Origin of the sequence: Halomonas sp. GD1P12 (assembly GCF_025725645.1) — a bacterium.
GTDB lineage: Bacteria > Pseudomonadota > Gammaproteobacteria > Pseudomonadales > Halomonadaceae > Vreelandella.
Map to the genome: position 1 here is coordinate 1664669 of NZ_CP107007.1, position 15162 is coordinate 1679830.

Sequence of the window (15162 nt, forward strand, 5' to 3'; positions counted from 1 at the left end):
GGCAGACGAACACAGCGATATCTTTCGAGGTATCACGGTAAATTCGTTTGAACCTTGAGCCAGGATTGATTCGCCTCTGCGTCATGTCGTCGTACATGGGGCAGGCAAGAATCACATTGATTTTAAACTGAAGAGTTTGATCATGGCTCAGATTGAACGCTGGCGGCAGGCTTAACACATGCAAGTCGAGCGGCAGCACGGGAAGCTTGCTTCCTGGTGGCGAGCGGCGGACGGGTGAGTAATGCATGGGAATCCACCCGATAGTGGGGGATAACCTGGGGAAACCCAGGCTAATACCGCATACGTCCTACGGGAGAAAGGGGGCTTCGGCTCCCGCTATCGGACGAGCCCATGTCGGATTAGCTAGCTGGTGAGGTAACGGCTCACCAGGGCGACGATCCGTAGCTGGTCTGAGAGGATGATCAGCCACATCGGGACTGAGACACGGCCCGAACTCCTACGGGAGGCAGCAGTGGGGAATATTGGACAATGGGCGCAAGCCTGATCCAGCCATGCCGCGTGTGTGAAGAAGGCCCTCGGGTTGTAAAGCACTTTCAGTGGGGAAGAAGGCCTGCCGGTTAATACCCGTCAGGAAGGACATCACCCACAGAAGAAGCACCGGCTAACTCCGTGCCAGCAGCCGCGGTAATACGGAGGGTGCAAGCGTTAATCGGAATTACTGGGCGTAAAGCGCGCGTAGGTGGCTTGACAAGCCGGTTGTGAAAGCCCCGGGCTCAACCTGGGAACGGCATCCGGAACTGTCAGGCTAGAGTGCAGGAGAGGAAGGTGGAATTCCCGGTGTAGCGGTGAAATGCGTAGAGATCGGGAGGAATACCAGTGGCGAAGGCGGCCTTCTGGACTGACACTGACACTGAGGTGCGAAAGCGTGGGTAGCAAACAGGATTAGATACCCTGGTAGTCCACGCCGTAAACGATGTCGACCAGCCGTTGGGTGCCTTGTGCACCTTGTGGCGAAGTTAACGCGATAAGTCGACCGCCTGGGGAGTACGGCCGCAAGGTTAAAACTCAAATGAATTGACGGGGGCCCGCACAAGCGGTGGAGCATGTGGTTTAATTCGATGCAACGCGAAGAACCTTACCTGCTCTTGACATCCTGCGAACCCGGAAGAGATTCCGGGGTGCCTTCGGGAACGCAGAGACAGGTGCTGCATGGCTGTCGTCAGCTCGTGTTGTGAAATGTTGGGTTAAGTCCCGTAACGAGCGCAACCCTTGTCCCTATTTGCCAGCGCGTAATGGCGGGAACTCTAGGGAGACTGCCGGTGACAAACCGGAGGAAGGTGGGGACGACGTCAAGTCATCATGGCCCTTACGAGCAGGGCTACACACGTGCTACAATGGCCGGTACAAAGGGCAGCGAACTCGCGAGAGCAAGCGAATCCCGAAAAGCCGGTCTCAGTCCGGATCGGAGTCTGCAACTCGACTCCGTGAAGTCGGAATCGCTAGTAATCGTGGATCAGAATGCCACGGTGAATACGTTCCCGGGCCTTGTACACACCGCCCGTCACACCATGGGAGTGGACTGCACCAGAAGTGGTTAGCTTAACCCTCGGGAAAGCGATCACCACGGTGTGGTTCATGACTGGGGTGAAGTCGTAACAAGGTAGCCGTAGGGGAACCTGCGGCTGGATCACCTCCTTAAACGATGCGTCATCCTCGCGGTAAACGTCCACAATGAATTGCCTGATCAAGTGATAGAGCAAACGGTTTGGCACGATCCCCTCTTGGGTCTGTAGCTCAGTTGGTTAGAGCGCACCCCTGATAAGGGTGAGGTCGGCAGTTCAAGTCTGCCCAGACCCACCAGATTCCCGTAATGCCCGCATTAAAAAGCTCTTCGTATGGTGGTCTGTACGTTGTTGCGTTTTGTTGTGTCTCACGGAAATTGATGGCAAGAGGTGAAGTTGCAAAACGATGGGGCCATAGCTCAGCTGGGAGAGCGCCTGCCTTGCACGCAGGAGGTCAGCGGTTCGATCCCGCTTGGCTCCACCATTATCTCGTTGCCGTGTTGTTGTACCGTTTGTTGTTTTGTGATCATTGACAAGGCAGGGTTTTAAAAGCCGTCTTGTCACTGTTCATCGAACAGTCGCTCTTTAACAATGTATATCATGCTGACAGTATCGAATGACGATACGGTGACATGGGCTTCGGCTCCTGTGATCGTGACGTGATCTCGATACGCAATTGTTTTGTGATACGTCTCAAGCGTATCCGGCAATCGTTGTCATTGCGGGCCCGGACTCCTTCGGGTTATAGGGTCAAGCAATGAAGCGCACACGGTGGATGCCTAGGCAGCCAGAGGCGATGAAAGACGTGGAAGCCTGCGATAAGGTTCGGTGAGGTGGCAAACGACCTGCGACCCGAACATCTCTGAATGGGGAAACCCACCGACCACAAGGTCGGTATCGTATCCTGAATACATAGGGATACGAGGCGAACCGGGGGAACTGAAACATCTAAGTACCCCGAGGAAAAGAAATCAACCGAGATTCCCCCAGTAGCGGCGAGCGAACGGGGACCAGCCCTTAAGTTGTGCAATCGATAGGCGAACAGTCTGGGAAGTCTGACCATAGCGGGTGATAGTCCCGTAGCCGAAATCCGAGCACAGTGAAATCGAGTAGGTCGGGGCACGAGAAACCCTGATTGAAGACGGGGGGACCATCCTCCAAGGCTAAATACTCCTGGCTGACCGATAGTGAACCAGTACCGTGAGGGAAAGGCGAAAAGAACCCCGGCGAGGGGAGTGAAATAGATCCTGAAACCGTGTGCGTACAAGCAGTGGGAGCAGACTTGTTCTGTGACTGCGTACCTTTTGTATAATGGGTCAGCGACTTATATTCAGTGGCGAGCTTAACCGAATAGGGGAGGCGTAGAGAAATCGAGTCTTAACTGGGCGACCAGTCGCTGGATATAGACCCGAAACCGGGCGATCTATCCATGAGCAGGGTGAAGGTTGAGTAACATCAACTGGAGGCCCGAACCAGGATCTGTTGAAAAAGATTTGGATGACTTGTGGATCGGAGTGAAAGGCTAATCAAGCCCGGAGATAGCTGGTTCTCCTCGAAAGCTATTTAGGTAGCGCCTCACGTATCACCACCGGGGGTAGAGCACTGTTTCGGCTAGGGGGTCATCCCGACTTACCAACCCGAGGCAAACTCCGAATACCGGTGAGTGCAGCGTGGGAGACACACGGCGGGTGCTAACGTCCGTCGTGAAAAGGGAAACAACCCGGACCGTCAGCTAAGGTCCCCAAATCCTGGTTAAGTGGGAAACGATGTGGGAAGGCTCAGACAGCCAGGAGGTTGGCTTAGAAGCAGCCATCCTTTAAAGAAAGCGTAATAGCTCACTGGTCGAGTCGGCCTGCGCGGAAGATGTAACGGGGCTAAACCAGGTACCGAAGCTACGGGTTCATCCTCTGGATGAGCGGTAGAGGAGCGTCGTGTACGCCGATGAAGGTGGATCGAGAGGTCTGCTGGAGGTATCACGAGTGCGAATGCTGACATGAGTAACGATAAGGGGAGTGAAAAACTCCCCCGCCGGAAGACCAAGGGTTTCTGTTCGATGCTAATCAGAGCAGAGTGAGTCGGCCCCTAAGGCGAGGCCGAAAGGCGTAGTCGATGGGAAACGGGTCAATATTCCCGTACCGGACATGATTGCGATGGGGGGACGGAGAAGGCTAGGTGAGCCGGGCGCTGGTTGTCCCGGTGAAAGCAGGTAGGCTGAATGCTCAGGCAAATCCGGGCGTTCAAGGCCGAGATGCGAGACGAACTGACCACGGTCAGGAAGTCACTGATGCCACGCTTCCAGGAAAAGCCTCTAAGCTTCAGATCATGTGCGACCGTACCCCAAACCGACACAGGTGGTCAGGGTGAGAATCCCAAGGCGCTTGAGAGAACTCGGGTGAAGGAACTAGGCAAAATGGTGCCGTAACTTCGGGAGAAGGCACGCCGGCGTAGGGTAGAGGGACTTGCTCCCCGAGCCCGAACCGGCCGAAGATACCAGGTGGCTGCAACTGTTTAGTAAAAACACAGCACTCTGCCAACGCGCAAGCGGACGTATAGGGTGTGACGCCTGCCCGGTGCCGGAAGGTTAAGTGATGGTGTTAGCCCTCGGGCGAAGCTCCTGATCGAAGCCCCGGTAAACGGCGGCCGTAACTATAACGGTCCTAAGGTAGCGAAATTCCTTGTCGGGTAAGTTCCGACCTGCACGAATGGCGTAATGATGGCCACGCTGTCTCCACCCGAGACTCAGTGAAATTGAAATCGCCGTGAAGATGCGGTGTACCCGCGGCTAGACGGAAAGACCCCGTGAACCTTTACTATAGCTTCACACTGGATACTGATGTTGCCTGTGTAGGATAGCCGGGAGGCTAGGAACTCCGGACGCCAGTTCGGAGGGAGCCACCCTTGAAATACCGGCCTGGCATCATTGGTGTTCTCACTCCGACCCGTCATCCGGGTCGAGGACAGTGTGTGGTGGGTAGTTTGACTGGGGCGGTCTCCTCCCAAAGAGTAACGGAGGAGCACGAAGGTACCCTCAGCACGGTCGGACATCGTGCAATGAGTGCAAGAGCATAAGGGTGCTTGACTGCGAGACAGACACGTCGAGCAGGTGCGAAAGCAGGTTCTAGTGATCCGGTGGTTCTGTATGGAAGGGCCATCGCTCAACGGATAAAAGGTACTCCGGGGATAACAGGCTGATACCGCCCAAGAGTTCACATCGACGGCGGTGTTTGGCACCTCGATGTCGGCTCATCACATCCTGGGGCTGAAGTCGGTCCCAAGGGTATGGCTGTTCGCCATTTAAAGTGGTACGCGAGCTGGGTTTAGAACGTCGTGAGACAGTTCGGTCCCTATCTGCCGTGGGCGTTGGATGTTTGAGAAGGGCTGCTCCTAGTACGAGAGGACCGGAGTGGACGCACCTCTGGTGTTCCGGTTGTCACGCCAGTGGCATTGCCGGGTAGCTATGTGCGGACGGGATAACCGCTGAAAGCATCTAAGCGGGAAGCCCCCTTCAAGATGAGACATCCCCGAGGCCTTGAGCCTCCTGAAGGGCCCAGCGAGACCAGCTGGTTGATAGGCACGGTGTGGACGCACCGCAAGGTGTTGAGCTAACGTGTACTAATGGCCCGTGAGGCTTGACCCTATAACACCCAAGGGGTTCGGCCCGCAGTGACAACGAAGCAAGAACCGGATACGCACGAGCATGAAGCGAAAGGCTTCATGTCGAACGGGACGATCACGAAACCGTCAGCCGATATACATTGAAAGTTACGCCTGACGACCATGGCTTGCGTGAACCACCCGATCCCTTGCCGAACTCGGAAGTGAAACCGCAACGCGCCGATGGTAGTGTGGGGTCTCCCCATGCGAGAGTAGGTTATCGTCAGGCACCTATTCGAAAAAGCCCCGAGCACTCTGTGTTCGGGGCTTTTTTTTATGCGCGAAGGAGAGGACCGATGGAGAGCAGAGCGGCTGCGCCGCACTGCCGGTTAAAGTCTGCTTCTACAACAACCCATCACGGCTATGCTGGCACTCGCCGTTCGCCCAGGTCTCGAAAATGGCGCGATCGTCTGCCAGCATCATGAGCGCGAAAAGGCGCTCGCCTAACGTGCTGCAGCGGCGAATGCGGCGGCTCAATAGTTCGGTGGCATTTGGGTCAACCACAACGAAGTCCGCCTCGAGACCAGGCTTTAGTTGGCCAATTTTTTGGTCGAGCGAGAGCGTTTTGGCGTTCCCATGGGTCAGGCCATAAAAACCCTGCCATGCGGTGAGCGGCTGATTGTTGAGTTGGCCTACCTGATAGGCACTTTTAAGCGTCGCAAAGCCGGTCAAGTCGGTGCCTGCGCCAATGTCGCTTGCGTAGGTGAACGCCATGCCCGCGCGGTCTGCCGCGTCACGATCGAAAAGCCCACTGCCCAAAAACAGATTGGAGCTGGGACAGAAGGCGATGTTGGCTCCCTGGGCGGCCAGGCGCTCACGCATACTCTCATTTAGGTGTACGCCGTGGGCAAACGTACTTTTAGGCCCCACGAGCCCGGCGCGTTCGTAAACGGCCAGATAGTCCTGGCTGTCGGGAAAGAGTTCTGCCACCCAGGCAAGCTCGCCTCGATTTTCCGCCAAATGGGTTTGAAGCCAAAGCGTTGGGTCACTGCGCAAAAGCGCACCCGCAGCATCCATTTGCGCTTTTGTCGAGGTCGGTGCGAAACGAGGCGTGACGCTATAGCCCAGCCGCTCCCGTCCGTGCCAATCGGCGATCAGTCGCTCGGTATCCTGGATGCCGGTTGTGCCATCGAGAAGCGCCTCGGGCGCGTTGCGATCCATCATTACCTTGCCACCCAGCATACGTAGTCCGCGTGTCTGGCAGGCACCGAAGAAAGCGTCCATGGAGATCGCGTGGCTCGAGCCGAATACCTGGGCGGTCGTCGTTCCCGCGCGCAACATTTCGTTCAGGAACGCTTGCGAAAGCACCTCGGCGTGCTCGGCGCTTTGGAAACGACACTCCTCGGGAAAGGTGTACTCGTTGAGCCAGTCGAGCAGCTGTCGGCCGTAGGAAGCCATGATATCGAGCTGCACGTAATGGACATGGCTGTCGATAAAGCCCGGCATGATCAGCTTGTCGCTGTGATCGATGATATCGACGCCGGCGGGAAGCTCGCTGGAAAGCTCGCTAAAACGACCTACCGCGTGAATCAGTCCCTCCCTGAGCCATAAAAGACCGTCTTCGAAATGCTCGACACTGCCAGCAGCGGGCCGGTCCTGGGCGCCCGGAGGCTTGGCGAAACTCAAAAGTTCGGCGCGGATAAACGTATTCTGGGTCACGGTCAGGTCACTTGAACGGGTTGATGATCGTTGAAAAGTGCGCGAAGCGGGGCGCTTTCGAGCCCTCGGGTGGCGCTATCAGGGTAAGTATCGATAAGCCATAAAAGCTCGGTCACTGCCGCAAGCGCGATGGCGTAAGGTGACTTGTGATGCAGCTTGGCACCGTTGAACGTGCCAATCGGGCTGCGTACACGCTCGATAGAGGCAGGCGAATGACCCGCTCGCTGAAGTCTGCCTGTGAAACTGGCCCACTTGCTTTCGGAACCGATCAGGCCGATCGAGGCGATATCATCGCGCTCGATGAGTGCTTCGATCAGAGCGTAGTCCTCATCGTGGCTGTGGGTCATCACCAGCGCGTGACAGCCCGACGGTAGCGCGTTGATGCGTTGGCCTACGTTCTCGAGGGGTAACAGCGACAGACGAGGCGACTCAGGCGTCAAAGGTAGCGTGTCTGGGCGGCTATCGCACCAGTAGCGCTGCCAGTCGAGCGGATCGGTAAGCTCTATCACGTGTCGTCCGATATGGCCCGCACCAAACACCGCCAAGTGAGTTTGCGTACCCGGAAACACTTCCAGCAGAACGTTGACGAAGCCACCGCAGCACTGACCACTTCGCCCGCCAAGCGCGAACGCCTCCAGATGAAAGCCGGCTTTGTCCTGCTCCAGATAGCGCCGCGCCGCCTGAATGGTCTGCCACTCGAAGGTACCGCCGCCCAGGGTATCGAAGACGTGATCCGAGGTGACGATCATGCGTGCACCGGGTTCACGAGGGGTCGAGCCCTGAGCGGTCACCTGAGTAGCCAGTACGTGCGGCGTGCCGTTTTGTTGGCAATCGTGCAGCGCGGCGTGCCAAGTCGTATTTGCGGCGCCGCTCATAGCGCTTTGGGCCTGATGGCCTGAGCGGCCAGCATGACCCGCTCGGGGGTTGCCGGGGTGTCCAGTGCCGGCGAGCATCGATAGTGCGTCAGGCTCGACAGCGCGTCGCGCAGCGCCGACCAGACGCTGATGCCCAGCATGAAGGGCGGCTCGCCTACCGCTTTGGAGCGATAAAGGCTCGCCATCGAGTTAGGGTGGCCCTCCATGAGCGAGACATTGAAGACCGGCGGCAAGTCGCCAAAGGTGGGAATCTTGTAGGTGGCCGCGCTGCTGCTTAAAAGCGCCCCCTTGTCGCTCCACTTGAGCTCTTCACTGGTCAGCCACCCCATCGCCTGGATAAAGCCCCCTTCGACCTGACCAATATCGATCGCCGGATTGAGCGCATCCCCGACATCGTGGAGCACATCGACCCGATCGACCCGGTACTCACCGCTCAGTGTGTCAACGCTTACTTCAGAAACGGCGGCGCCGAAGGCGAAGTAGTAGAAGGGACGGCCCTGGCCCGTTGAACGGTCGTAATGAATCAATGGCGTAGCGTAAAAGCCTTTCTCGGAAAGCGAGACCCGGTTGAGGTAGGCGGTTTGCACCAGCTCCCCCCAAGGCAAGTGATATTCGCTTTCGCCAAATCCGGCGATCAGCTCACCCTCTTCCAGGCGCATGCCTTCGCGATCCAAACCGCCTTCGAAATGGGCGGCGGCAAAATCGAACAGGCGCTCACGCAGGCGGCTCGCCGCGTCGCGCGCCGCCATGCCATTCAAATCCGCGCCGCTGGACGCCGCTGTGGGTGAGGTGTTGGGCACCTTGTCGGTACGCGTGGCGCTGATGCGCACGTCGTCCAGATCGAGCCCCAGCTCGCGGGCGACGACCTGACAGATCTTGGTGTGAAGACCCTGGCCCATTTCGGTGCCACCGTGATTGATCATCACGCTGCCGTCGGTATAGACGTGTAAAAGGGCGCCGGCCTGATTGAGGTGCTGTGCGGTGAACGAAATACCGAACTTCACCGGCGTGAGCGCCAGCCCTTTTTTGATAACCGGGCTCGAGGCGTTGAACGCAGTCATGGCATTACGGCGGGCCCAATAATCGCTGTCTTTTTCGAGCTTTTCGACCAGCGTATGCAGCAACGCAATTTGATCGACGGTTTGCCCATAATGCGTCGTCTCACAACCCTTGCGGTAGAAGTTGCGTTTGCGAACGGTCAAAGGGTCTTCGCCGATCTGGCGAGCGATATCATCCATCGCAGCTTCGATCGCCATCATTCCCTGGGGGCCGCCAAAACCGCGAAAAGCGGTGTTGGACGCCGTGTGGGTTTTCGCCCGGTGCCCGGTCACGCGGGCGTTGCCCAGCGAATAGGCATTATCGGCGTGAAACATGGCCCGATCGACGATAGCGTCCGAAAGATCTGGCGAATAGCCGCAGTCGCCAATTACGGTGATATCACCGCCCTGAATGACGCCGCGTTCATCGATGGCCAAACGGTAGCGGTTGTGAAAAGGGTGACGCTTGCCGGTGACCTGCATATCGGCAGTGCGCGGTAGCCGCAGGCGGGTGGCGCGGCCCGTGCGTCGTGCGATGATGGCCGCGATGCATGCCCAGGGTGAGGCTTGCGTCTCCTTACCGCCGAAACCGCCGCCCATGCGGCGCACCTCGACCGTGACCGCGTGAAAAGGGATACCCAATACCTCGGCGACCAGCTTCTGCGTTTCGCTGGGGTGCTGGTTGGAAGTATGGACCAGAACGCCTTCGTCCTCGGTGGGAAACACTACGCAGGCCTGGCCTTCTAGATAAAGATGCTCCTGTCCGCCGACGAACAGCGTGCCTTCAACGAGCGTTTGCGCGTGCGCAAGGGTTGTTTGCCAATCGCCGCGTTCCTGGACGTGAGTCGGGCGTACCAGCTCACCCTGTTCGACGGCGGCCACCGGGTCGAGGAGGGCGGGGCGCTCATCGATTTCGATAGTGGCGAGTGTCACCGCGCGCCGCGCCGCCTGAAAGGAGGTCGCCGCGACGGCAAACAGACATTGGCCGGCGTAACTGACATCGCGGTCGACGAAAATCGGGTCGCCCGGAAAGACCGGGCCGATGTCGGTGTGGCCCGGCACATCGGCAAAGGTGATAACGTCCACCACGCCTTCAGCCTGACGCACCGCGTCGAGCTCGAGTGTCGTCAGCGTGCCAAACGCCGCTGGTGACAGGCCAAGCGCTACGTGTAGCGCATCTTCCGGTGTCTTGAGGTCATCGATGTAGCTCGCCTTGCCGGTTACATGCTTGCGAGCACTTTCGTGATGGCTCGACGAGCCGGCCTGACGCCGTCCGTCGCTGTCAACGGTGTGGCGCGCCAGGGGCCCGGAGCCCTTGATGTGATCGTCGAGTTCGCGCCGGGCGTGACGGCTTTCGCTATCGAGCTTAGTGAGCGTACGCATGAATCATGACCTCTTGAGTGGGCATGGTGAGCGTCAGGTAAAGCCTCTCCAGCAGATTGGCTGCCGCCTGTTCACGGTAGTGGCTGCTACCCCGCACATCCGACATGGGCTCGAAATCCTTGGCCAACGCCCGCTGCGCCGCTTGAAAACTCGCCTGAGTCACCGGTTGGCCTTCGAGCGCGGCTTCAGCGTGTAACGCACGTTTCGAGATGGCGGCCATGCCGCCAAAGCCAAGGCGTACCTGGCTAAGAACGCCATCGTCGATAGCATAGTGAAAGGCGCCAAGAACGGCGGAAATATCGTCTTCACGGCGTTTGGAGAGCTTCCAGACGCGCAGCGTTGCGTGCTCGGTCAGCGCAGGAATGAATATACGGCTGACCACCTCGTCGCTTTGCAGGGCGGTTTTTTTATAATCGATAAAAAAGCTTTCGAGCGGCAGACTGCGCGCGCCGCTCGGCCCCGCGATTTCGAGCCAGGCCCCCAGTGCCAAAAGCACCGGCGGCGTATCGCCGATAGGAGAGGCGTTGGCAATGTTACCGCCCAGCGTGCCGCGGTTTCGAATCTGGCGAGAGCCCAGCCGGGAGAGCAGGTGGGCAAACGCAGGGAAATGGCGCTCGAAAAGCGTTTCAAGCTCGGTATACGTCACCGCCGCGCCGATCCACCAGCCTGGCCGGGACGGGTCGTCACTCGCCTCGATATGGCGTAACTCATCCACCCGGGTCACATCGATCAGCTGATTGAGCGCCTTGAGCTGCTGGGTGTTCTCAAGCCACAGATCGGTGGCGCCGGCCACCAGCCGTGCGTTTGGATGACGCGCGCGTAGCGTCAGCAGCGCATCGAGCGAAGTGGGGCTTTTAAAAAAGAGTGCGTCGCCCGGCGGGTCGTTGGATGGCATCGATTGTGCGGCAGAGCTGGCGGCATCGAGCCAGACCGGCGACTGCCAGCGCATGGTTTGCATCTGAAGTGCCGCATCGCGAATGGGGCGGTAGCCGGTGCAGCGGCAGAGATTTCCCCCCAGCGCTTCTTCCAGTACCCGATGGCTAAAAGGCGCTTTGAGCGCATTTCCCTGATAGAGGGTAAAAAGCGACATGACAATGCCCGGCGTGCAAAAGCCGCACTGACTGGCATGACACTCGATCATCGTCTGCTGGGCGGGATGTAGTCCTTCAGCCGTTTCGAGCCCTTCAACGGTCACCAACAGTTTGTCTTGCAGTTGATGCGCTGGCGTAATGCAGGCGTTGACGCTAGCAAAGTCCGCGTTCGGCGCATTAGCGTCGCGTAGGGCAACGGTGCAGGCGCCGCAGTCGCCAGAGGCACAGCCTTCCTTGGTGCCGGTGTACCCAAGCGTATCGCGTAGCAGGTTGAGCGCGCTGGTATCCGGCGCTACGTTACAGCGTTTCAACACGCCATTGAGCAAAAACTCGACGCTTGCCATGGTCGTCCCTCTTTTTTGTTCTGACCAATCGGTCAATACGCTAGAGCTTGGGTTAAAATAAATCGATGTGCAAGACTTTGTTGGGTGCCCTCAAACGGTGCTGGGGCGCGCTTTTTTAGTGCGTTTCATCGGCCGTTATCAAAGCAGCCGCCACCGTTGTTCAACGCTCAAGGAAGCCCTATGGAAAGTCCCCGGCAAACCCCAAAGGAGAGAGGCGGGCGTGAGGCCCAGGAGAAGGCCATTCTGGACGCGGCCGAGTGCGTTTTCGCGCTGCACGGCTACCGCGGAGCGAGCCTGCAGGCCATCGCCGACCGGGCCAGCCTTCCAAAGGCCAACATTCTTTACTACATGGGAAACAAGCAGGCGCTATATCTCAAGCTATTGGGCCGGATGATGACGCGCTGGAACGCGGTGATCGACGATATCACCCCGCAATCCGATCCGCGCGAGGTACTCGGTCGCTTTATTCGCACCAAAATCGAGCTTGGTCAGCGCTATCCCGAGGGCTCACGTCTGTTCGCCGCGGAAATTCTGGCCGGGGCGCCATTTCTCGAGCACTACCTGGAAGGCGAGCTCAGGGCCTGGGTCGAAAGTCGCGCCGCTGTGATCAAAGCCTGGTCGGCGATGGGGAAAATGGACGACGTCGATCCGCGCTATCTGATATTTCTGATCTGGTCGTCGACCCAGCACTACGCCGACTATGGCGCTCAGGTGAATGCCATCCTCGGGCGTGAGCGCTTGAGTCACACAGACATTGCCGATATCAGCGCTTTCCTGGAGCGAGTCATTTTGAAAGGGTGCGGTATTGGGTGAGCGTTACCTGCTCTTGACGTACAGGTCAGGTTTGAAGCGCAACGCGCGTGCCAAAAGCCAAGCGCTCTTCGGGTGAAACGGTTTGGGTCGGAGCGCCGATCATTTCATCGAAGACATCGGAGTGTGTTAAAACGGCATCGGTAAAGCCAAGCGGCCTAAACGCCCGGCTTACCCATTGCGGGCCGGTATAGCGCACCGCACGTTGACTCTCATCCACTAGCGTTAGTACGTCTTCTCGACCGTGAAGGCGAACCACGTACCAGCTACTATCCAGCGCATGAATCTCGATGCGGTAGGTGGCTGCCGGCACGGTCTCTTTAGCAAGCGCTTCCAGAGTAATGGTGTCGAGTGGCATCGAAGCACTCCTACTGCGGTGGTTCGGAGGCAACGCCTGGTACGCGGTAACGTGCTCCTTCGGCGCGCTGCTCCTCGAAGCGCTGATTTTCGTCTTCAGGTACGACACCGATCACGGTTTCCTGAGAGCCGTCAGGCCAGGTGTAGGTCGTGCAGCCGGAAATGCCGGCCAGCACGGCGGCCATCAATGAGGCAGACAAGAAGGTACAGCGTTGAAACATTGAATAACTCCCCGGGAATTTTTTGCGTGGATACGAAACCATCTTGTCTACGGCGCGATAGTGCTACCCTGACTCGCCAAACTATAGCGGATAGTGGCGCCCACCGTCGCGCAATTTAGCCAACACAGGAAATCGCTGGTACGCGACGCTCTACAGGCAGGGCCGGCATTGGGTAGAAAAGCGAATGTCGCGAAACTCCCGCCGCCACGTATAAGGTCGAGAGCGCGTCTTTCTCGCTGTGCCGAGTTCGGATCGCTTCAAAGCCTTGGCTAAACCGAAAGTTCTATTTCAAACGTTCAATTTCAAGGCGCGCGTATCTTCAAGAGCCGGGCCGACGGTAAGGAAACAGTATGCAGACCGCCATGGAGAAACGGTTGAAATGGCTTGATTATCTCACGCTAGCGGGAGTGCTTTTGACAGCCTGCGTGATTCTTCTAGGCGCCTGGACTCGGCTCGTTGATGCCGGGCTTGGCTGCCCCGACTGGCCTGGCTGCTATGGACGCCTTTTGGTGCCGGATAGTGAACACGCCGTACTCAAGCATCCCGATGCGCCGCTGGAGCCCGCCAAGGCGTGGATGGAGATGATTCATCGCTATATGGCAACGCTTTTGGGAGCACTGGTCGTTTTGATCGTGTTATTGGGCCGCGCGCTTCGTCGCCTTGAAGACTATCCCTGGCAGTTGAGCCTCACGCTGCTGGGCATCATTGCATTGCAGGGTGCCTTCGGCGCGTTTACCGTTACGCTCAAGCTTTGGCCTCAGGTGGTGACGCTTCACCTTCTGGGCGGTATTGGCGTGCTCATGCTGTTTCTATGGCTTTATCTACGCGTTCGTAGAAGTCGACAGCAAAAGCCTTTGAGGAATCGTGCAGGTAACGCGCTTTGGGCGCTCGCCGCTTTGCTTTTGGTACTGCAACTGGCACTAGGCGGCTGGGTTACCAGCAACTACGCCGGGCTTGCTTGTCAGGGTGTTCCTACCTGTAACGCGCAGTGGTGGCCGCCGATGGATTTCAGCGAAGCGCTACATCTAACGCAAACGGTAGGCCCGAACTATTTGCACGGGCAGCTACACGCAAAGGCGCGCACCGCCATTCAGGTCATCCATCGATTCGGGGCGCTGCTTTTAGGACTTGCTTTGATGGCGCTTTTTTTACGGTACAGACGATCTGCTTCACTTCGTGGCGTGCTTGGATTGACGCTTGGCGCCTATCTTGCTCAAGCGGCGTTGGGCGCAGCGAACGTATTGATGTGGTTGCCGCTCTGGCTGGCCCTACTGCATACCGCCGGTGCAATACTGCTTTCGGCAAGTTTTTGTTTGGCCTGGTGGAGCTGGCGTCAGCTAAATGAAGAAAACAGCGTGATAAAACAGCCGCGTTGAACTAATTTCTCGATAACATTGGGCAAATCAGCTATATAGAGTGTACAATTTCCGCACAAATATTGATTCGGTAAAGGCAAAGGCATGTATAAACTATCGAGCGATGAGCACATACGGCCTGACAGGACTGGCGCATGAACTCTCTTTGGGCGTTAATACTGCTACTCGTGGGCGCGGGCGTTGTGATTGGATTGAGCGTCTACGCCATTACACTGCGCAAAGAGGTCAAAAGGCGCGAGGCCTTTCGTCTTGAAGAGGATCAACGTGCCCAGCAAAACAGCCTCGAAAACCTCGACTATGTGGCAAGCGCCTTGGTGCAGGAGCAGGTCGATATCACCGAAGGCAGCTGGCGATGTAAAGTGTTGCTCGAAATAGTCGACCCAAGCCTTACCGAACGTAAAGAGTTTCAAGCGTTCGCCGATGTGTATAACCGAACGCGCCATTTGAAGACGCATTCGGCCAGAAAGCAGCTCACTGCGCGTGAACGCATGCAAGAGGACAAGGAGCGCATCGAAGTGGAAACCGAAATGCGTTCGGACGTATTGAAAGCGGCGAAAGCGGTGCTTGAATGGCGCGCCAAGGGCCGCTCGGCGCTACACTAATTGAGCAAAGCTCTTCTATAGACGCGCCCTGGAAGTTAGCGTACTTTTCTTGGCGTCAGTTACAAGAGTTTTGCTATGCTAGATATGCCGATATTGGCAAGAAGTTGATATCAAGGCATTGATGCCATCCAGCTTGCCTCACAGGTAGGGGACGATTGGCGAATCGATCGGGTAAGTGAGCTTTGGTTCATTACACACCGATCAAACGAAAAAACGGATGCTCTCGTTAT

Annotated in this window: 9 protein-coding genes, 2 tRNA genes and 3 rRNA genes; 8 read left to right on the forward strand and 6 right to left on the reverse strand. The window is 57.5% G+C overall.

The features are described from left to right. The first annotated feature begins 124 nt into the window (after positions 1-124). The 5 genes from OCT39_RS07780 (at position 125) to rrf (ending at position 5406) form a co-directional block, all read left to right on the forward strand. Positions 125-1659: ribosomal RNA gene (locus OCT39_RS07780) — 16S ribosomal RNA — on the forward strand. 85 nt (positions 1660-1744) lie between these two features. Further along, positions 1745-1821: transfer RNA gene (locus OCT39_RS07785), tRNA-Ile, on the forward strand. A 110-nt stretch (positions 1822-1931) separates the two neighbouring features. Next, positions 1932-2007, forward strand: a tRNA-Ala gene (locus OCT39_RS07790). 264 nt (positions 2008-2271) lie between these two features. Further along, positions 2272-5160: ribosomal RNA gene (locus tag OCT39_RS07795) — 23S ribosomal RNA — on the forward strand. A 130-nt stretch (positions 5161-5290) separates the two neighbouring features. Next, positions 5291-5406: ribosomal RNA gene (rrf, locus tag OCT39_RS07800) — 5S ribosomal RNA — on the forward strand. The 16S, 23S and 5S rRNA genes sit together here with 2 tRNA genes alongside, the layout of an rRNA operon. Before the next feature lie 113 nt (positions 5407-5519). On the opposite strand, the gene guaD is transcribed toward rrf, so the two are convergent. From guaD to xdhA, 4 genes are read right to left on the reverse strand one after another with little or no spacing between them, the layout of a single operon-like run. Beyond that, entirely contained in the window at positions 5520-6842 is a 1323-nt protein-coding gene (gene guaD / locus OCT39_RS07805) for a guanine deaminase (protein WP_263587306.1), read from the reverse strand. Next, entirely contained in the window at positions 6839-7711 is an 873-nt protein-coding gene (xdhC, locus tag OCT39_RS07810; RefSeq protein WP_263587086.1) for a xanthine dehydrogenase accessory protein XdhC, read from the reverse strand. Before xdhC ends, guaD begins: the two co-directional genes overlap by 4 nt. Then, positions 7708-10131 carry a xanthine dehydrogenase molybdopterin binding subunit gene (gene xdhB / locus OCT39_RS07815; RefSeq protein ID WP_263587087.1) on the reverse strand — a complete coding sequence of 808 codons (2424 nt, stop codon included), beginning with the start codon at positions 10129-10131 and terminating at the stop codon, positions 7708-7710. Before xdhB ends, xdhC begins: the two co-directional genes overlap by 4 nt. After that, complete coding sequence (xdhA, locus tag OCT39_RS07820; protein ID WP_263587088.1) at positions 10115-11566, reverse strand: xanthine dehydrogenase small subunit; 1452 nt, start codon at positions 11564-11566, stop codon at positions 10115-10117. The genes xdhB and xdhA overlap by 17 nt, the downstream gene beginning before the upstream one ends. A gap of 180 nt (positions 11567-11746) precedes the next feature. Here xdhA and OCT39_RS07825 point away from each other — a divergent pair, with 180 nt between their 5' ends. Further along, positions 11747-12379 carry a TetR/AcrR family transcriptional regulator gene (locus OCT39_RS07825; protein WP_263587089.1) on the forward strand — a complete coding sequence of 211 codons (633 nt, stop codon included), beginning with the start codon at positions 11747-11749 and terminating at the stop codon, positions 12377-12379. A gap of 25 nt (positions 12380-12404) precedes the next feature. On the opposite strand, the gene OCT39_RS07830 is transcribed toward OCT39_RS07825, so the two are convergent. Together OCT39_RS07830 and OCT39_RS07835 are read right to left on the reverse strand one after the other, a co-directional pair. Then, positions 12405-12734 (reverse strand): DUF6482 family protein, encoded by a 330-nt coding sequence (locus OCT39_RS07830; RefSeq protein WP_263587090.1) that lies wholly within the window; start codon positions 12732-12734, stop codon positions 12405-12407. Positions 12735-12744: 10 nt separating this feature from the next. After that, positions 12745-12954: a hypothetical protein gene (locus OCT39_RS07835; RefSeq protein WP_263587091.1), complete on the reverse strand. Its 210-nt coding sequence runs from the start codon at positions 12952-12954 to the stop codon at positions 12745-12747. A 350-nt stretch (positions 12955-13304) separates the two neighbouring features. Between OCT39_RS07835 and OCT39_RS07840 the strand changes: the two genes are divergently transcribed. Together OCT39_RS07840 and OCT39_RS07845 are read left to right on the forward strand one after the other, a co-directional pair. Beyond that, positions 13305-14330: a COX15/CtaA family protein gene (locus OCT39_RS07840; RefSeq protein WP_263587092.1), complete on the forward strand. Its 1026-nt coding sequence runs from the start codon at positions 13305-13307 to the stop codon at positions 14328-14330. A 134-nt stretch (positions 14331-14464) separates the two neighbouring features. Next, a complete protein-coding gene (locus OCT39_RS07845; RefSeq protein WP_263587093.1) occupies positions 14465-14932 on the forward strand; it encodes a DUF2489 domain-containing protein in 468 nt (155 codons plus the stop codon). The last annotated feature ends 230 nt before the right edge of the window (positions 14933-15162 follow it).